General features: G+C 59.3%; 14 protein-coding genes. 10 read left to right on the forward strand and 4 right to left on the reverse strand.

The window, feature by feature from the left end; all coding sequences use genetic code 11:
- Positions 1 to 11 precede the first annotated feature (11 nt).
- Positions 12 to 1,115 (reverse strand): helix-turn-helix domain-containing protein, encoded by a 1,104-nt coding sequence (locus GF423_RS08375; protein ID WP_206113191.1) that lies wholly within the window; start codon positions 1,113 to 1,115, stop codon positions 12 to 14.
- Positions 1,116 to 1,275: 160 nt separating this feature from the next.
- Between GF423_RS08375 and GF423_RS08380 the strand changes: the two genes are divergently transcribed.
- From GF423_RS08380 to lpxA, 10 genes are all read left to right on the forward strand, one after another.
- Positions 1,276 to 2,781: a glycoside hydrolase family 10-like protein gene (locus GF423_RS08380; RefSeq protein WP_154327919.1), complete on the forward strand. Its 1,506-nt coding sequence runs from the start codon at positions 1,276 to 1,278 to the stop codon at positions 2,779 to 2,781.
- A 130-nt stretch (positions 2,782 to 2,911) separates the two neighbouring features.
- Positions 2,912 to 5,401 (forward strand): PorE family type IX secretion system protein, encoded by a 2,490-nt coding sequence (porE, locus tag GF423_RS08385; RefSeq protein WP_154327920.1) that lies wholly within the window; start codon positions 2,912 to 2,914, stop codon positions 5,399 to 5,401.
- Between the two features lie 46 nt (positions 5,402 to 5,447).
- Positions 5,448 to 5,975: a metallophosphoesterase family protein gene (locus GF423_RS08390; RefSeq protein WP_154327921.1), complete on the forward strand. Its 528-nt coding sequence runs from the start codon at positions 5,448 to 5,450 to the stop codon at positions 5,973 to 5,975.
- A 72-nt stretch (positions 5,976 to 6,047) separates the two neighbouring features.
- A complete protein-coding gene (locus tag GF423_RS08395) occupies positions 6,048 to 6,542 on the forward strand; it encodes an SPOR domain-containing protein (RefSeq protein ID WP_154327922.1) in 495 nt (164 codons plus the stop codon).
- Positions 6,543 to 6,596: 54 nt separating this feature from the next.
- Positions 6,597 to 7,775, forward strand: a complete 1,179-nt coding sequence (locus tag GF423_RS08400; RefSeq protein ID WP_154327923.1) for a MalY/PatB family protein — start codon at positions 6,597 to 6,599, stop codon at positions 7,773 to 7,775.
- 97 nt (positions 7,776 to 7,872) lie between these two features.
- A complete protein-coding gene (mtgA, locus tag GF423_RS08405) occupies positions 7,873 to 8,565 on the forward strand; it encodes a monofunctional biosynthetic peptidoglycan transglycosylase (RefSeq protein ID WP_154327924.1) in 693 nt (230 codons plus the stop codon).
- A 370-nt stretch (positions 8,566 to 8,935) separates the two neighbouring features.
- A complete protein-coding gene (locus GF423_RS08410; protein WP_206113192.1) occupies positions 8,936 to 10,198 on the forward strand; it encodes an efflux RND transporter periplasmic adaptor subunit in 1,263 nt (420 codons plus the stop codon).
- Between the two features lie 64 nt (positions 10,199 to 10,262).
- Positions 10,263 to 13,490, forward strand: coding sequence for an efflux RND transporter permease subunit (locus GF423_RS08415; RefSeq protein ID WP_154327926.1), 3,228 nt, complete (start codon positions 10,263 to 10,265; stop codon positions 13,488 to 13,490).
- Positions 13,490 to 14,878: a TolC family protein gene (locus tag GF423_RS08420; protein WP_154327927.1), complete on the forward strand. Its 1,389-nt coding sequence runs from the start codon at positions 13,490 to 13,492 to the stop codon at positions 14,876 to 14,878. The genes GF423_RS08415 and GF423_RS08420 overlap by 1 nt, the downstream gene beginning before the upstream one ends.
- Positions 14,879 to 14,953: 75 nt before the next feature.
- Positions 14,954 to 15,748 carry an acyl-ACP--UDP-N-acetylglucosamine O-acyltransferase gene (gene lpxA / locus GF423_RS08425; RefSeq protein WP_206113193.1) on the forward strand — a complete coding sequence of 265 codons (795 nt, stop codon included), beginning with the start codon at positions 14,954 to 14,956 and terminating at the stop codon, positions 15,746 to 15,748.
- A gap of 243 nt (positions 15,749 to 15,991) precedes the next feature.
- Here lpxA and rnc read toward each other — a convergent pair whose 3' ends face one another.
- The 3 genes from rnc to GF423_RS08440 are packed head-to-tail and all read right to left on the reverse strand — an operon-like array spanning position 15,992 to position 18,355.
- Positions 15,992 to 16,780 (reverse strand): ribonuclease III, encoded by a 789-nt coding sequence (gene rnc, locus GF423_RS08430; protein WP_206113194.1) that lies wholly within the window; start codon positions 16,778 to 16,780, stop codon positions 15,992 to 15,994.
- Between the two features lie 24 nt (positions 16,781 to 16,804).
- Positions 16,805 to 18,088 (reverse strand): beta-ketoacyl-ACP synthase II, encoded by a 1,284-nt coding sequence (gene fabF, locus GF423_RS08435; protein WP_154327930.1) that lies wholly within the window; start codon positions 18,086 to 18,088, stop codon positions 16,805 to 16,807.
- 27 nt (positions 18,089 to 18,115) lie between these two features.
- Positions 18,116 to 18,355, reverse strand: coding sequence for an acyl carrier protein (locus GF423_RS08440; protein WP_154327931.1), 240 nt, complete (start codon positions 18,353 to 18,355; stop codon positions 18,116 to 18,118).
- Between the last annotated feature and the right edge of the window lie 100 nt (positions 18,356 to 18,455).

Genomic DNA, 18,455 nt, shown 5'->3' on the forward strand with positions numbered 1-18,455 from the left:
GACGCGTCGATTTACCGATTGACGCCTGCCGCCCGGCAGCAGGCAGGGGTCGTGCCCGTAGCTTTCTTGAAATAGCGTCTGAAGCTGCTCAGCGAGTTGAACCCCGACTGGCTGGCAACATCCTCAAGCGGTAGCGTGGTGGTGGCCAGCAGTTGGCGGGCGTGTTTCACCCGCCAGCCGTTCACATACTCGTAGAAGCTCGTGTGCAGCTCCTGGTTCAGGTAGTTGGACAGGTAGGTGCGGTTGGTGCCCAGTTCCTGTGCCAGCCCGTTGATGTTGAGGGTGGGGTTGAGGTAGATGCGGCCGTGCTCAAAGGTGTCGTGCAGGGCCTGGGCAAAGTGGTAGCTGTCCTGCCGCCCTCCCGCCGGCTTGGGAGCAAGTGTGCCGGTCGTGGGCTCGCCCGCGCCGCGGCCGAGGGCCTCGAGCATGTCGTCCTGGCGGTACACAAAGTAGCACAGCAGGGCAAAGATGACCGAGCACACCATGTTGTAGACGGCGGCTGTGACGTTGCTGTCGACCTTGGTGGCGACAAACCACGTTGCGGCCAGTGCCAGGTAGAAGAGCAGCAACAGCCAAGTCCACCTGAGCGACAAGTGCTCGTCGGTCGAGAAGCAGGCCGCCAGTTGCTGGTTGAAGCGCCGCACGGCCACAAAGCCGTAGATCACGATGCCCGCCGAGTGGAGCAGTGCGGCAGCGAGGATGCAGTCGTACACCACGGGCGAGCCGCTCGTCATGTACACGGCCAGCGCCACCCAGTAGGGCGCCAGGTTCAGTGTGGCCGCCAGGGGCTTCATGCCGTGGGTGTGGGTGAGCCGGTAGAGCAGCATCAGGGCCAGTGGCACCACCGTGACCTGCATGATGTTGGTCACAGGCTTGAGCATCGCGCCCAAGAAGTTGTCGATGAAGAACAGGTAAAACTCCACCATGCTTATGCCCAGCAGGTAGAGCATGAAGTAGAAGGCCGAGCGCTGCAACTGGTGGTGCCGCCCCTTGGCATAGAGTGCTGCGGTGCCCAGCAGCTGAAACATAAAGAAGAGACCGCATGAGAAATCTCGCAGCCGTGAGGTGAAGTCGGGGTCGATCATTGTCGTTTTCTTGGTGCGTTTAGATAGCAAAGATACAAAAAAGTCTTCGGCTCCGCAACACGTGTCTTCACCCTGTGCCGCGCATCGCGCTGCCCCCAGGGGCATTCTCGTCGAGGGAGGGGGCTTATTCCTGAGTCAGTGTAAACGGGTTTCTGCTTTTTTTTGTAATTTTGCATCTCAATATGTTGAGATGATGAAGAAATACATCCTTTATATCGTGTTGTGCCTGGCTCTGGCATCAGGGCTGCAGGCACAACCCTATACCACGCCCAAGCGCGAGCTGCGCGCGGCGTGGGTGTCGACCGTGTATGGCATCGACTGGCCCAACGCCGGTGCCAGCCCTGCCCGGCAGCGGGCGGCTCTCACGCGCATCGTCGACTCGCTGGCCCGCAACAACTTCAACGCCGTGTGCTTCCAGGTGCGCTCGATGAGCGACGCCATGTATAGGTCGGCCTATGAGCCGTGGTCGAGCTACCTCACGGGCACCCGCGGCAAGGATCCGGGCTACGACCCGCTGGCCTACTGCGTGAGCGAGTGCCACCGCCTGGGCTTGGAGTGCTGGGCGTGGATCAATCCCTACCGCTTCTCGACGGGAGCCTTGTGGAGCACCAGCCAGGACATGGAGGCGAGGCAGCACCTGCTCTCGTGGGGCAAGAAGAAAATACTCGACCCTGCCCAGCAGTGGACCGTCGACCGCATCGTCGACGTGTGCCGTGATGTGGTGAAGCACTACGACATCGACGGGGTGATCTATGACGACTATTTCTACCCCGACAACATCCCCACAACCAGCGCTGCCGGCGACTATGGCGAGTGGAAGGCCTCGGGCACGCAGCTCAGCCTGGCCGACTGGCGGCGGGCCAACGTGAACCGCATGGTCAAGGCCGTGTACCAGATGATACAGACCGAGAAGCCCTATGTGCGCTTCGGCATCTCGCCAGCCGGGGTGGCCTGCACCGATGCCGACCTGGCCGCCCGCTACGGCATCGACCCCTGTCCCAGCGGCAGCGACTGGCAGTATGGCACCATCTTCAGCGACCCGGTGTCGTGGCTCAAGGAGCACGATCTCGACTTTGTGTCGCCCCAGGTGTATTGGAAACGCGGCTTCAAGCGGGCCGACTTCTCGCTCATTGCCCCGTGGTGGTGCAAGGTGGCTCCCACGATGGGCCGCCAGGTCTACATCTCGTCGAGCATCGAGCGGCTGGCACTGGCGAGCGAGTTCCCTGAGTATGCCGCCCAAGTGCAGCTCACGCGCGACAGCAGCCCCGAGGGCGCGGGTGGCACCATCTTCTGGTCGGTGACCAACCTGTACCGCCGCTCCGGCCTCGCCCGGCAACTGTGCAGCTACCTGCGCAGCACCGTCTACCGCTATCCGGCCCTGCTGCCCCAGCTGCCGTGGCGCAACCACAAGGCCGCCCGCGAGCTCAAGGTCGAGACCCCCGTGCGGGGCAACGGCCAGCTGCTGTGGCACCCGGTCGAGGGGGTGCGCTACACCGTCTATGCCGTGCCTGCAGGCGTGAGCGAGAGCCAGTGGCAGGGCCAGGTTCAGTACTTGCTGGGCATGGCCTACAACCCCGACGATGCTGCCGACGATGTGGTCTACGACCTGCCGCGCGACAAGCAGCAGGGCTACAAGTGGGCCGTGTGCGTGCTCGACCGCTACGGCAACGAGTACGCCCCCGTGTGGGTGCATTGATGCGCCAGTGGGCCACGGGGCATACAATAATTGAGCTACTGTCGCGTTTTTTCTATGAGTCGCGGGCGGCACAGCCGCTGCCGCGTGCCACCCTCGCCCAGGAGGCTGGCAGCAATCGAGTTGACAACCGATGAAGAAAACGTTATACTACATAGTCGTTGCAATCGTCGCGGCCGCATGCCTGGCCACGAGCCTGCAGTCGTGCAAGAGTGTGAAGATGCGCGACGGCGACGACACCTATGCCCGCGGCGAGTACTACAACGCGGCCGGGCTGTATCGCAAGCTCTACAACAAGTACAAGAAAAAGGAAGACCGCCCCGTGCGCGGCGAGGCCGCCTTCAAGATGGGCCTGTGCTACCGCAAGCTCAACCAGAGCAGCCGCGCCGTGGGCGCGTTTCAGAATGCCCTGCGCTATGAGTACCCCGACAGCACCGCGCTGCTCTACCTGGCCCAGGCCCAGCACATGGAGGGCCTGTGGGCCGCTGCCGAGAAAAACTACAAGGCCTATCTGGAGCTGGTGCCTGGCGACTGGCAGGCCAAGCAGGGGTTGCGGGCGTGCCGCATGGCACCCAAGTGGCGCGAGCAGGGCAGCCGCTACATCGTGAAGAGCGCCAAGCTCTTCAACTCGCGGCGTGCCGACTACTGCCCCATGTTTCTCGATGTGAACGCCGACCAGCTCTACTTCACCTCGAGCAACGAGAAAGCCACCGGCACGGTCAAGAGCGAGATCACCGGCACCAAGAACAGCGACATTTTCTTCTCCAAGAAAAACGACAAGGGCAAGTGGCAGCGTCCCGAGCCTGCCGAGGGCGAGCTCAACACCGAGTTTGACGAGGGCATCACCTCGTTCACCCCCGACGGCTCTACCATGTACCTGGCCAAGGCCATTCGCAAGGCCGACGCCCCCACAGGCGTGAGCATCTACACCTCGCAGCGCAGCGAGGCCAAGTGGAGCGCCCCCACACCCTTCGAAATCACGGCCGACACCCTGTCGAGCTACGGCGACCCCTGCGTGAGTCCCGACGGCGTGTGGCTCTACTTCACCAGCGACATGCCGGGCGGCCAGGGCGGCCTCGACCTGTGGCGCATCAACATCAAGGACAAGCGCGGCACCCTCGAGAACCTGGGCGACCAGATCAACACCCCCGGCGACGAGCGCTTCCCCTACATGCGCACCGACAGCATCCTCTACTTTGCCTCCAACGGCCATGCGGGCTTCGGCGGCCTCGACATCTTCAAGGCCACCATGCAACCCTCGGGGCGCTGGTTTATCGAGAACATGGGCTCGCCCGTCAACTCCAGCGGCGACGACTTCGGCATCACCTTCGGCAAGGGCGAGAGCGGCTTCTTCTCGAGCAACCGCAAGGACGGCCGCGGCTACGACCACATCTACAGCTTTGAGAAACCCGACCTCAAGGTGTGGATATCGGGCACCGTGCTCGACAAGGACGAGGAGCCCGTGCCCAATGCCACCATTCGCATCGTGGGCAACGACGGCAGCAACCAGAAGCAGGCCGTGAAGCCCGACGGCACCTTCCGCTTCGACCTGCAGCGCGGCGTGAGCTATGTGATGCTGGCCAGCGCCAGCGGCTATCTCAACGCCCGCCAGGAGTTTACCAGCGATTCGGCCGAGGAGGATGCCGAGTATGGCGTCGACTTTGTGCTCGCCGCCATGCACAAGCCCCAGGTGGTGGAAAACATCTTCTACGACTTCGACAAGGCCTCGTTGCGTCCCGCCTCCAAGAAGGCCCTCGACGAGCTGGTGAAGACCCTCAAAGACAACCCCTACATCACCATCGAGCTCAGCGCCCACACCGACCGCGTGGGCACCGATGCCTACAACAACAAGCTGAGCTACCGCCGCGCCAAGAGCGTGGTCGACTACCTCATCGCCCACGGCGTCGACTCGCTCAGGCTCAAGCCCGCCGGCTACGGCAAGACACGGCCCAAGGTGGTGACCAAACGCATACACCGCCTCTACCCGCAATTTCCGCTGGGCGACACCCTCACGGTGGCCTATATCGACACTCTGTCGAAGGCCAACCAGGCTGCCGCCGACCAAATCAACCGCCGCACCGAGTTCCAGGTGCTCAGCACCAATTTCCAGCCCTTTGCCGACGACTTGAAGAAGATGCAGGAGCTTGAGGCTGCCCGCCACGAGGCCGAGCAGCAAGCCAAGATCGAGGCCGAGCAGGCCGGCATTGCCAAGGCTCGCGCCGAGGCCCAGGAAAAGGCCCGTGCACAGGCTCAGGCCAAGGCTGCCGCCGAGAAGAAAAAACGCGACGACGCCATGAAGGCTGCCCGCCAGGAAGCCGCCAGCGAGAAGGCCGCGAAAAAGGCTAAGCAACAGGAAAAACGCGACAAGGAGAAGGCCAAGCGCGACAAGAAGCGCGCCGAGGCCCAAGCCAAGCGCGAGAAGGAGCGGCTCAAGGCGCAGGAGAAGCGCGACAAGGAAAAGGCCAAGCGCGAGGCCCAAAAACTCAAGGAGCAGGAAAAACGCGCCAAGCACGAGGCCGAGCAAGAAGCCAAGCGCAAGGCCAAGCAGAAAAAAGAAGCGCAGAAGAAGGCCGAGGCCCGCAACGGCGACGACAAGCCCGCCCGCTCGGTGCGCGGCAAGTGAGCCGCTCGCCGCGAGGCTGCAACACAAAAAAGCTGACGGTACAACAATGAAAAAAATAGGAATCATAAGCGACACCCACTCTTATTGGGACCCTCGATATGTCGAGCATTTTAAAGACTGCGACGAGATATGGCACGCCGGCGACATAGGCAACGAGCAGGTTGCCCTGCGCCTGGCTCAGCTCGTGCCCACGTTCAGGGCCGTGTATGGCAATGCCGACGGCGGCCTGCTGCGCCGCGACTACAAGGCGCTGGAAATATTTGAAACCGAGGGCGTGAAGGTGGTGATGACCCACATAGGCGGCTACCCTGGCCGCTACGCTCCAGGCATCAAGAGCCGCCTCGAGCTCTCGCGGCCCAAAATCTTTGTGTGCGGCCACAGCCACATTCTCAAGGTCATCCCCGACCGCCAGCTGGGCGTGCTCACCATCAATCCCGGCGCGGCCGGCAAGCAAGGCTGGCAGCGCGTGCGCACACTTGTCACCCTTGAGCTCGACGCCGGCAACATCGCTGGCTGCCAGGTGATAGAGCTGGCCGACGACCGCGACCACCCCCTGGGCGAGATACTGGGCTGAGCGCGGCGCAGGCGCCTGGCTCACTCTGGAAACGATACATCATTGTTTTATCATAATATCATAACACGTGTGATGAAAAATATAGTTTTATTGCTGGCAGTGCTCGCCGCCATTCTGGGTCTGGCGAGCTGCCACACCACCGAGGCCAACTATAAGGCGGCCTATGACAAGGCTGTGGAGAAGACCCGCGAAAACATGGGCGAGGACAACTATGCCCACATGCAGGCTGCACGCATGGCCTATACCGAGGTTGTGAACGGCGACAGCGTGCGCCTGCTGCGCTCCTTCTGCAACATCGTCGACGGCAAGCCGACCGACGTGAAGAAATACAGCATCGTGGTGGCCATGTTCGACCAGGTGATCAACGCCCGCAGCTACCGCGACCGTCTGCACACCAAGGAGGGTTTCGACTCCTATATCGTCTACACTGCCAAAGACAAGAAATATTGCGTCGTGGCCCAGGGCTACGACAACAAGGGCCAGGCAGCGGCCTTTGTGACCCACATCGACGAGTACATGCACATGCGCGTGCTCGTGCCCCGCGCCTGGATTCTCGAGAAGCTGTGAAACGCGGTGAGGCATGGCTCGGCCTTGTCTTGCTATAGTAAAATGTGATGAGATATGACGACGAACTACGATTTCGACAAGATAGTCGACCGCAGCCGCACGGCGACTGTGAAACACGACGCCTTGCAAGAGGAATTTGGCCGCAGCGACCTGCTGCCCTTGTGGGTAGCCGACATGGACTTTGAGGTGTGCCCGACCATCACCCAGGCCCTGAGCCGTCGCATTGAGGGCAATCACATCTATGGCTACACTGTGCCTTCGCCAGGCTACTGGCAGTCGATCATCGACTGGCAGGCACGCCGCAACGGCTTCGGCTTCACCCGCGACGAGCTCACCTTCATCCCCGGCGTTGTCACCGGTTTCGGCCTGGCCTTGAACTTCTTTACCCGCCCGGGCGACAAGGTTGTGATACAAGAGCCTGTATACCACCCCTTCAGGAGGCTCATCGCCGGCAACGGCCGCCGCGTGGTCAACAACGCGCTGCTCAATCGCGGCAACGGCTGCTACGAGATGGACCTGGAGGGCCTGGAACGCATCTTCAAGCAAGAAGAACCCCGCATGATGGTGCTGTGCAACCCCCACAATCCCATAGGTATTGCCTGGCCTGCCAGCGTGCTACGTCAGGTGGCCAGCCTGGCCCGCAAGCACGGCGTCATCGTCTTCGACGACGAGATACACAGCGACCTCATGCTCTATGGGCACAAGCATGCCGCCTTTGCCGCCGTGAGCGACGATGCCGCTGCGGTGGCCCTCACCCTGGGCGCGCCCACCAAGACGTTCAATATCGCCGGGCTCGAGTCGTCGTGGTGCGTGGTCAAGAACCCCGACTTGCGCAAGCCCTTCTACAACTGGCTTGGCACCAACGAGCTCAACTCGCCCACCATGGTGGCCACGCTGGCCACCGAGGCTGCCTACACCTGTGGCGAGCCCTGGCTGGAACAGTGCCTGCACTACATCGAGGCCAATGTCGACTATGTTGCCGCCTATTGCCGCCAGCACCTCGACGGCATCGTCGCCGTCAAGCCACAGGCCTCCTATCTGGTGTGGCTCGATTGCACCGCGCTGGGCTTGAGCCACGAGCAGCTGGTGTCGCTCTTTGTCGACAAGGCGCACCTGGCGCTCAACGACGGCGCCATGTTTGGCCGCGGCGGCGAGGGCCACATGCGCCTCAACTGCGCCACCCCGCGCAGCAATTTGGTCGAGGCAATGCGCCGCTTGACCGATGCAATTTAGTCGTTTGACGACACATTGCCGTTTTACACCCGGCAAAACAATGACAGTTGAAATTTATTGTGTATCTTTGCTTGCGATAAATAAGGTATAAAGGAAAATGATTTTTAGACATGTAGGACGCTGGTTGGCCTATCTGCTCATCTTCTTCTTCACCTCGACCATACTGGCCGTGGTGGCGTTCAAGTACATTCCAGTCTACTACACGCCGCTCATGGTGTTGCGTTGCATGGAGCAGATTGCCGACGGCCGCACGCCCAAAATCGACCACCAGTGGGTGCCCCTGAGCCAAATGTCGCACAACCTGCCCCAGGCTGTCGTGGCCAGCGAAGACAACCGTTTTCTCGAGCACCACGGCTTCGACACCGAGGAGATTGCCCGCGCCTATCTCGAGAGCCGCCGCGGCGGCAGGGAGCGCGGCGCCAGCACCATCAGCCAGCAGACGGCCAAGAACGTGTTTCTGTGGCCGGGACACAGCTGGGTGCGCAAGGGCTTTGAGGCCTATTTCACAGTGCTCATCGAGAATATATGGGGCAAGGAGCGCATCATGGAGGTCTACCTCAACAGCATCGAGATGGGCGACGGCATCTATGGCGTGAAAGCAGCCTGCCGCCACAGCTTCGACAAGGATTGCGGCGATGTGACCAAGCACGAGGCAGCCTTGATTGCCGCCTCGCTTCCAGCCCCGCTGGAGCGCGACTCCAAGCACCCGTCGGGGCGCATGCTCAATCGCGCAGGCAAGGTGGTCGACCTCATGGGCAAGATCGAGACCATGCCCTGGGGCAGGCGCTGACGGCTGGCCCCCGGGGGGGCGAAAAGTGGTTGCCGCAAGAACCACCGGCACAGTGGTCAAAAAAAGATCGCCACACGGTTTTTCCTCAGGTGTTTTTTCATTTTTTGACCAAATGAGACTTTAGTTATCTATGATTTTTACAGTTTTATGGTAATTTGGACAAGATTAGGTCAGAATTGTATAAATCCTACCAAAATTAATATTGCTAATTTTGCCGCCGATTACAAAATCTAAGATAAAGTCGTGACAAATAATGTGATGTGTGCAGCTCAGGAACTGCATGGGAGCACTTCTTGGCAGCCACGGTCTGAAAGTATATAAGAACTATTATTTAACAATATAATAACATCGATAAATTATGTTTGAGAAAATGAAGTTAAAAAGAGTGTCGCAAGCAATGTTGACACTTGGTGCTATCGCACTCTTGACCGGTTGCAAAGGGAAAACCGACCCCATGGCCGGCATGCAGGGTCAGAATGCGGCAGCAGTTGCCACCTACACGGTGACCTCGGGCGACCTGAGCCTGGACAACGAGTATCCCGCCACCATCAAGGGCAAGATGGATATTGCTGTGCGGCCCATGATCTCGGGCACCATCACCCGGGTGTGTGTCGACGAGGGTCAGCGTGTGACCAAGGGCCAGCTGCTCTTCCTGATCGACGACGTGCAATACCAGGCCGCCGTGCGCAGTGCCGAGGCTGGCGTGGCCAGCGCCAAGGCCGCCGTGGCCAGCGCCGAGTCGCAAGTGACCACTATCCAGTCGAGCGTGGCTACCGCCCGTCTCACGGCTACCAACCAGAAGAAACTGCTCGACAAGGGCATCATCAGCAACTATCAGTATCAAACGGCCGACCTCAACCTCAAGTCGGCTCAGTCGCAGCTCAATGCAGCACGCCAGGCCGTGGGCCAGTCGCGTGCAGCACTGGCACAGGCCCAGCAACAGGTGGTCAACGCCCGCAAAAACCTGTCCTACTCGCGCGTTGTGGCACCTTGCGACGGCGTGGTGGGCGAGATTCCCAACCGCGAGGGGTCGCTCGCAAGCCCCAGCGGAACACCACTCACTACCATAAGCGACAACAGCCAGGTATATGCCTATTTCTCTTTCAACGAGAAGCAGGTGCTTGCCCTCACCAAGAACGGCAGCGTGAGCCTGCAAGCCGCCATCTCGCAATTGCCGCAAGTGAAGCTCAAGCTCTCCAATGGCGAAATCTACGGCCAGGTGGGCCGCGTCTCGACCGTGAGCGGTGTGCTCGACCAGAGCACGGGCAGCGCCCAGGTGCGTGCCCTGTTCCCCAACGTGAACGGCATGCTGCGCAGCGGCTCTACCGGCTCGGTGCTCATCCCGGCCACCACTGGCCGTTGCCTGATTATCCCGCAGAAGGCTACCTATGAGGTGCAAGACCAGAAATATGTGTATGTCGTGGGACCTGGCCGCAAGGCCACCTCGCGTGCCATCACCGTCATGGACCAGAACGACGGCCAGAACTATGCCGTGACCAGCGGCTTGAGCGTGGGCGACGTGATTGTGGTCGAGGGTGTGGGCACCCAGGTGAAGGAAGGCACCACCATTCTCACCAAGGCACAGGCCTCAGCTGCCATGAAGGCCATGGCTGCCGGCGCCAAGAAGAAGTAAACCGAGAGATAGTGACTTACACAGCTCTCAATACAAGACACATATCGACAAAGTATAAAGCGTAATGAATCTAAAGTTATTTATAAATCGTCCTGTGCTCTCAACGGTGATCTCGATTTTCATCGTCATTCTGGGCGCAATCGGACTCTCAAGCCTGCCGCTGGAGCAATATCCAAGCATCGCTCCTCCCACGGTCATGGTGGATGCCACCTATACTGGTGCCAATGCTCAGACCGTGATGAACGCTGTGATTGAGCCTCTTGAAGAGCAAATCAACGGTGTGGAAGGCATGGACTACATGACGTCGACCGCAGCCGCCGGTTCGGCCAGTATCACTGTCACCTTCAAGCCTGGCACCAACCCCGACATGGATGCCGTCAACGTGCAAAACCGCGTGAGCCAGGCTCAGGGCCTGCTGCCCTCTGAGGTGACCCGCGTGGGTGTGACTACCATAAAGAGCCAAACCTCGATGCTCATGGCTATATCGCTGGTCGACACCACCGATACCTACTCGTCGCAGTTCCTCGACGGTTACATGAGCATCAATGTGCTGCCCGAAATCAAGCGTGTGACCGGTGTGGGCGAGACCTTCCAGACGGCTTCCGACTACTCGATGCGCATCTGGCTGCAGCCCGACAAAATGGCTCAGTACAACCTCATGCCAAGCGACATCACTGCTGCCTTGAGCGACCAGAACATCGAGGCTGCCCCAGGCAGCTTCGGCGAGAACGGTCACCAGAGCTTCGAGTATGACCTGCGCTACAAGGGCCGCTTGTCGACGCCCCAGCAATTCGATAGCATCGTGGTGCGCACCGACGGCGACAATGTGCTCTACCTCACCGACGTGGCCAAGGTCGAGCTCGGTAGCTTGATGTACAGCTTCAAGTCGACGGCCAACGGCCACCCGGGAAGCTCCATGATGATCATGCAGTCGGCTGGCAGCAACGCCTTCGACGTGATCAACAATATCCTGGCCAAGATGGACCAGATGAAGAAAGAACTGCCCAAGGGCATGACCTTTGTGGTGCCTATGAACACCAACGTGTTCCTCAGCGCCTCGATCCACGAGGTGGAGAAGACGCTCATCGAGGCCTTCATCCTCGTGTTCCTGGTGGTGTATATCTTCCTGCAAGACTTGCGCTCCACCATCATCCCCGCCATTGCTATCCCGGTGGCCCTGATCGGTACGTTCGCCTTGCTCTACCTGCTCGACTTCTCCATCAACCTGCTCACCCTCTCGGCACTGGTGCTGGCCATTGCTATCGTGGTCGACGATGCCATTGTGGTGGTCGAGGCGGTGCACGCCAAGCTCGACGAGGGCTATCACAGTGCCCGCCAGGCCGCTATCGATGCCATGGCCGAGATAGGCTCGGCCATCATCTCCATCACCCTGGTCATGATGCTGGTGTTTATCCCCGTGTCGTTCATGCCTGGAGTTGAGGGCACCTTCTACAAGCAGTTTGGTCTCACTATGGCCTTTGCTATCGGCATCTCGGCCATCAATGCCTTGACGCTGTCGCCGGCCTTGTGCGCAGTGTTCCTCAAGCCTCACAAGAAAGAAGACGATGAGCTCGACGAGGACGGCAAGCCCAAGCGCTCGCGCCGCCCATCGCTGGTGAGCCGTTTTCACGACGGTTTCAACAAGAACTACGACAAGCTGCTGGGCGTGTATCGCCGTTGCGTGCAATTCTTCATTCGCACCAAGTGGCTGGCTCTGGGCATTGTGGCTGTGGTGATTGCCGTGCTCATCTTCTTGATGAATACTACCTCGACTGGTTTTGTGCCCAATGAGGACACGGGTACCGTCATGATATCGATGTCGCTGCCCCCGGCAAGCGGCCAGGACCGCACCATCGCCGTGGCCGACGCTGTCGACAAGATTGTGGGCCAGTTGCCCGAGGTCGACAGCCGCATGACGGTGCAGGGCTACTCGCTGCTGGGCGACCAGGGCAACAACCAGGCCACGTGCATCGTCAAGCTCAAGCCTTGGGACGAGCGTGAACGCCGCAGCGACGAGATCATCAAGACCCTCTACATGCAGACGGGTATGGCCGTCAAGGATGGTACAGTCATGATCTTCGCACCGCCCATGGTGGCAGGTTACGGCGCATCGAGCGGTTTCACTGTCGAGCTGCAAGACAAGACGGGCGGCGACATCAACAAGCTGTTCCAGATCGAGCAGCAGTTCTGCGCCGAGCTCATGAAGCATCCCGAGGTGCAAATGGCCTACTCGGCCTTCAACCCCTCTTACCCGCAATACATGGTCAACGTCGACGAGGCCAAGGCTGCCCGCGCCGGTCTGGGCACGTCGGGTGTGCTCGCGACACTGCAGGGCTACTACGGCGGCATGTATGTGTCCAACTTCAACCGCTTCGGCAAGATCTACCGAGTGATGTTGCAGGCCGACCCGGCTGCTCGTGTCAGCCCCGAGACGCTCAACCAGATCAAGGTGCGCACCGCCACGGGCATGACGCCCATCACCGACTTCGTGTCGCTCAGCCGCGTCTATGCTCCGCAGTCGCTCTCACGCTTCAACATGTATTCCAACATCGAGGTCACCGGTACGGTCAACCAGGGCTACTCTTCGGGCCAGGCCCTGAAGGTGGTGGAGGAAGTGGCCAGCAAGGTGCTGCCCACTGGCTACGGCTACGAGTACTCGGGCCTGTCGCGTGAGGAGGCCAAGTCGACCAACTCCACGACCACCATCTTCATCCTGTGCTTGCTCTTTGTGTACCTCATCCTGAGCGCCCTCTACGAGAGCTACATTCTGCCTCTGGCCGTGATTCTCTCGGTTCCAATGGGATTGTTTGGCTCCTTTGTGTTTGCCAACATCTTTGGGGTTGAAAACAACATCTACCTCAAGATTTCGCTCATCATGCTTATCGGTCTGCTTGCCAAGAACGCCATCCTCATCATCCAGTTCTCGCTCGAGCGCCGTCGCACCGGCATGAGCATCGTGGGGTCGGCCGTGGCAGGTGCACAAGCCCGCTTGCGTCCTATCTTGATGACCTCGCTGGCCATGATCATCGGTCTGTTGCCCCTCATGCTTGCCAACGGCGTGGGCGCCAACGGCAACCGCTCGCTGGGCACCGGCGCTGTGGGCGGCATGCTCATCGGCACAATTCTGCAGGTGCTCATCGTCCCCACCTTGTTTGTCATCTTCCAAAGCGCGCAAGAGAAGATCAAGCCCTTGCGCTGGAAGGACAAGGACAACTCTGAGATTGAGCGTGAGATAAGGCAGTACACGCCCGATAAAATTACTTACAATAAAGACGAAGACGAAGAACAGTAATGATGAAACGTAAATATATATCCTTAGCAGTCGTCATGGTGGCCCTGGCCACCATGATGGGCGGCTGCAAAATGTACAAGGAGTACACCACTCCTACCGATGTGCCCATCATCGACGAGTATGCCCGGGTGAAAGACGCTCCGCAAGACAGCACCTCGCTGGGCAACCTGGGCTGGCGACAGGTGTTCACCGACCCGTTGCTGCAGAGCTACATCGAGCGCGCGCTGGCCAACAACACCAGCCTCAAGAATACCAAGCTCAACGTCGACATTGCCGAGGCCAGGCTGCAAGGCGCCAAGTTGTCCTACCTGCCCAGCCTCACCTTCTCGCCCAATGGCGCTGGCGTGAAACTGGGCGACAACAGCATGGACTGGGGCTGGCAGCTCCCGCTCACCCTGAGTTGGCAAACCGACATCTACGGCCAAATCACCAACAACAAGCGCAGCGCCGAGAGCGCAGTGCGCTATGCGCAATACTACAACCAGGCCGTGCAGTCGCAGCTCATCGCCAGCGTGGCTACCTGCTACTACAACCTGGTGTCGCTCAACAACCAGTTGAAAATCTACAACGAGAATGCCCAGCTGGCCAAGGAGACCAACAAGACGATGAAGGACATGAAGGAGAGCGCCCGCGCCGGCTACACCGAGGTGGCCGTGGTGCAGAGCGAGGCTCAATACCAGAGCATCCTGGGCACCATCCCCAATATCGAGCTCAGCATCGCACAGCTCAACAACACGCTCTCGCTGCTCATGAACGAGAAGCCGCAGCAGTGGCCCGTCAACCAGGGTTCTGAGCTTGCCCTGCCGGCACAGTTCACCGGCGGCGTGCCCATCACCTACCTGGCTGCCCGCCCCGACGTGCGCGAGAGCGAGGAAAACTTCGCCCAGGCCTACTATGCCACCAACATTGCCCGGGCCAACTTCTACCCGCAACTGTCGATCACTGCCACCGGCGCCTATGGCACCCTCATGGGCAGCAGTGTCATCGACCCTGCCAAGTGGCTTGTGAACCTGGCTGGCTCGCTCGTGGCGCCCCTCTTCGACAAGGGGCAGAACATGGCTACCCTCAAGGCTGCCAAGGCCCGCCAGGAGCAGGCACTCAACAACTTCCAATACTCGATATTGAGTGCCAGCGCCGACGTGTCGAACGCCCTGGCCAACATTCAGGCCTATCGCACTCAGCAGGCCAACGTCGAGCAGCAAGAGGCCGCTCTGGCCAAGGCTGTGAGCTACAACAAAGACCTGTTGAGTCTCTACACCACTACCTATCTTGATGTGATCAGCGCACAGCAGTCGCTGCTCGCAGCACAGATTTCTCTCGAGAATGTGAAACTTAACGAAAACCTGGGCGTCATCACCCTCTACCAAGCCCTTGGCGGAGGCCGTTGACGACGTTGCCGGCCTGCCGCCACACCAGCGGCGGCAGGCCGCCCCATTTAAACAAAAAAATGATATACTATGGGTATGATTAGTCAGTTAGCGCACGTCGACCCCGATGCCAAAATCGGGAAAGATGTCACGATACACCCATTTGCTTTCATCAGCAAGAATACCGAGATTGGTGACGGGTGCACCATTTATCCCTTTGTGAGCATCCTCAACGGTGCCCGCATTGGCAAGAATACTAAAATCTACAACGGCTCGATCATCGCCGCCGAGCCGCAAGATTTCCACTGGCACGGCGAGCCGTCGTTCTGCTACATAGGCGACAACTGCATCATTCGTGAGGGCTCCATCATCAATCGTGGCAGCCAGAGCACCGGCGGTACCCGCGTGGGCAACGATTGCTTCATCATGGCCGAGGTGCACATCAGCCACGATGCCCAGCTCAGCAGCAAGTGCGTGATAGGCAACGGCGTGCAAATCGCAGGCCGCAGCCGGGTGCACAGCTATGTCATCTTGTCGTCGGGCGCGATGCTGCACGCCGGCAGCGAGGTGGGGCGCTTTGCCATGGTCAAGGGCGGATGCCGCATCAGCGGCAATGTGCCCCCCTATGTGGTCATGGCTCACAACCCCGCGCAATATGTGGGCATCAATGCCGTCACCATGCGCTATGTGGGCATCAGCGAGGATGCTATCGATGACGTGGCCAAGTGCTACCGTCACGTCTATGAGTGCTCGACCACGGTGTTCAACGCCGTGAAGCGCATCGAGGCCGACATCGAGCCTTGTAAGGAGAAGGACTTGATATTGAAATTCATCAAGGAGCACGACTTGCACATCGTGGGTGCTGTGAGCCATGCCGACGAGGAGTTTTAGCCCCGCTCTTGTGTTGCAGCGGCAGGCAGTCTGCCGCTGCAGCTCTTTCTCATGACGGGGAAGTTTTACACAGCAACTTCATTTTCCATATACCTTTCGTGAAAGACACACCAAGATCGGTCGGGCCGCTCCCCAGTGGGGCGGCCCGATCTGTGTGTTCTCGCTGCGGGAGAGGCAGGGGAGAAGCTGCCACATGCATTGTGCTTTTGACTCATGCTGCATGACACACGGCTGGCGGCGTGGCTACTGGTTGAAGCCGTCGGTCGTGGGTGCTGTCGAGAGCACCTGCTCGCGGAAGAGTGTGTCGCTGGCCACGCGGTCGAGCGCCTTCTTAGAGGCCCCCTGGTGCGATTCTTTCTTGCTGTAGCCTGTGGCATCGGCGGCAAAGATGCCGCCCAGCAGAATGGCTGTTTTGAAAATGGGGTTGTTGTCGGCGTCGCTGTAGGTGTCGATAAGCTCAAACTCGATGCTCACGTGGTACTTTTGCGTCCACTCGATGAGTCGCGACTTGAAATTTTTCTCGGTATTGACAAGGTCTTCAAGTTTGATGTTCTCGTCGATAATCTTGCGGCATATGAAGCGCTGGGCCACTTTGTAGCCGCGGTCGAGATAGATGGCGCCCACAAGGGCCTCGACGGCGTTGCCGCTGATATAGCTGTTGTGCGACGACGAGTGGGCCGAGGCCTTCACATGCGACTCGAGGTGAAAAACGCGCCCTATGCGGTTCAGACTCTCGCGCTGCACTATCTTGGCCCGGGTCGAGGTGAGGAATCCCTCGTGCTGCTCGGGATACTTGTCGTAGAGGTAGGCTGCCACCACCAGGTCGAGCACGGCGTCGCCCAGATACTCGAGCCGCTCGTTGTTCACCCACTTGCCGCTTGCCGTCTTCACGGGCATGGAGCGGTGCACGAAGGCCAGCTTGTAGAGTGCGATGTTGCGCGGGTAGAAGCCTGTGATGCCATGTATAAAAACGTAAAGCTCCTTATCCTTGGAGAAAAGGAGCTTTACGAGTGATATGATTTTGTTAAACACCGTTGTGTGTCGACACAGTTACGTTTAACTCTTGTACTTCTTCACGATGATGCTGGCGTTGTGACCGCCGAAGCCGAAGGTGTTGGACAATGCAACGTTGACAGTGCGCTTCTGTGCCTTGTTGAAGGTGAAGTTGAGCTTGTAGTCGATGTCGGGGTCGTTGTCGCCCTCCTCGTGGTTGATGGTGGGGGGCACGATGTCCTCCTGGCAGGCCTTGATGCTGAACAGAGCCTCGACTGCGCCGGTGGCGCCCAGCATGTGGCCGGTCATCGACTTGGTGGAGCTGATGTTGAGCGCATAGGCATGGTCGCCAAAGAGGTCCTTGATGGCCTTGGCCTCGCTCAAGTCGCCCACGTGGGTCGACGTGCCGTGCACGTTGATGTAGTCCACATCGTCGGGGGTGATGCCGGCGTCCTCGATGGCACGCTCCATCACCAGCTTGGCGCCCAGTCCCTCGGGGTGGCTGGCTGTGATGTGGTAGGCATCGGCGCTCATGCCGCCGCCTATCACCTCGCCATAGATCTTGGCACCGCGTGCAAGCGCGTGCTCAAGCTCCTCAAAGATGAGGCACACACCGCCCTCGCCTATCACGAAGCCGTCGCGCGAGGCGCTGAACGGGCGCGATGCTGTCTCGGGGCTGTCGTTGCGCGTCGACAGGGCCTTCATCGAGTTGAAGCCGCCCACGCCCACAGGGCAAATGGGGGCCTCCGAGCCGCCGGTGACGATGACCGGGGCCTTGCCCGTGCGCACATAGGTGAACGCGTCGATCATGGCGTTGGTCGAGGTGGCACATGCCGATACGACACCGTAGTTGGGGCCGCGGAAGCCATACTCGATCGAGATGCGGCCTGCTGCCATGTCGGCAATCATGGCCGGAATCAAGAACGGGCTGTACTTGGGGCCGTTTGCCTCATTCTTGGCATAGTAGCTCACCTCTTGCTCAAAGGTGTGGATGCCTCCGATACCCGAGCCGAAGATGACGCCCACCTGGTCGCGGTCAAGCTTGTCGTCGCTCAAGAGCCCGGCGTCTTCCACTGCCTGCTTGGCTGCTGCCATGGCATACTGGGTGTAGAGGTCAAACTTCTTGAAGTCGCGCAGCGCGTGGCGGTCGCCGGCCGGTACATAGTCCTCGGCCTTAAAACCCTTCACCTCGCAGGCAAACTTGGTCTTGAACAGGGTTGTGTCGAAATGGGTGATAGGTCCTGCACCGCTCACTCCTGCCAGGGCGTTTTTCCATGTGGTTTCCACATCGTTGCCCAGTGGGGTGATGGCTCCAAGACCTGTTACCACTACTCTCTTTAATTCCATGTTATGGTGATATCGGAAATTAAAAGTTTATTCTGCCTTTGCAGCCTCGATATACTTGATGGCGTCGCCCACAGTTTGAATGGTCTCGGCCTTCTCGTCGGGAATCTGGATGCCGAACTCCTTCTCAAATTCCATGATCAGCTCCACGGTGTCGAGTGAATCGGCGCCCAGGTCCTGTTGGAATGTTGCTTCTGGTGTTACTTCCGACTCGCTGACGCCAAGCTTGTCAACGATGATAGCTGTTACTCTTTTTGCGATTTCAGACATAATAATTTTAATTTAATGTGTTATTTGTGATTTGTTTCCTGTTTTTTTGGTGGTGCAAAGTAAGTAATTATTTGCCAAATAGTCAAGTAAAAAGGTTCCA

This window comes from Sodaliphilus pleomorphus, from assembly GCF_009676955.1.
GTDB classification, from domain to species: Bacteria; Bacteroidota; Bacteroidia; order Bacteroidales; family Muribaculaceae; genus Sodaliphilus; species Sodaliphilus pleomorphus.

Bases quoted from the DNA above. Each gene is read 5' to 3' on its own strand.
- GF423_RS08380 (WP_154327919.1), top strand. From the start codon at position 1,276: ATGATGAAGAAATACATCCTTTATATCGTGTTGTGCCTGGCTCTGGCA.
- porE (WP_154327920.1), top strand. From the start codon at position 2,912: ATGAAGAAAACGTTATACTACATAGTCGTTGCAATCGTCGCGGCCGCA.
- GF423_RS08390 (WP_154327921.1), top strand. From the start codon at position 5,448: ATGAAAAAAATAGGAATCATAAGCGACACCCACTCTTATTGGGACCCT.
- GF423_RS08395 (WP_154327922.1), top strand. From the start codon at position 6,048: ATGAAAAATATAGTTTTATTGCTGGCAGTGCTCGCCGCCATTCTGGGT.
- GF423_RS08400 (WP_154327923.1), top strand. From the start codon at position 6,597: ATGACGACGAACTACGATTTCGACAAGATAGTCGACCGCAGCCGCACG.
- mtgA (WP_154327924.1), top strand. From the start codon at position 7,873: ATGATTTTTAGACATGTAGGACGCTGGTTGGCCTATCTGCTCATCTTC.
- GF423_RS08410 (WP_206113192.1), top strand. From the start codon at position 8,936: ATGAAGTTAAAAAGAGTGTCGCAAGCAATGTTGACACTTGGTGCTATC.
- GF423_RS08415 (WP_154327926.1), top strand. From the start codon at position 10,263: ATGAATCTAAAGTTATTTATAAATCGTCCTGTGCTCTCAACGGTGATC.
- GF423_RS08420 (WP_154327927.1), top strand. From the start codon at position 13,490: ATGATGAAACGTAAATATATATCCTTAGCAGTCGTCATGGTGGCCCTG.
- lpxA (WP_206113193.1), top strand. From the start codon at position 14,954: ATGATTAGTCAGTTAGCGCACGTCGACCCCGATGCCAAAATCGGGAAA.
- fabF (WP_154327930.1), bottom strand. From the start codon at position 18,088: ATGGAATTAAAGAGAGTAGTGGTAACAGGTCTTGGAGCCATCACCCCA.
- GF423_RS08440 (WP_154327931.1), bottom strand. From the start codon at position 18,355: ATGTCTGAAATCGCAAAAAGAGTAACAGCTATCATCGTTGACAAGCTT.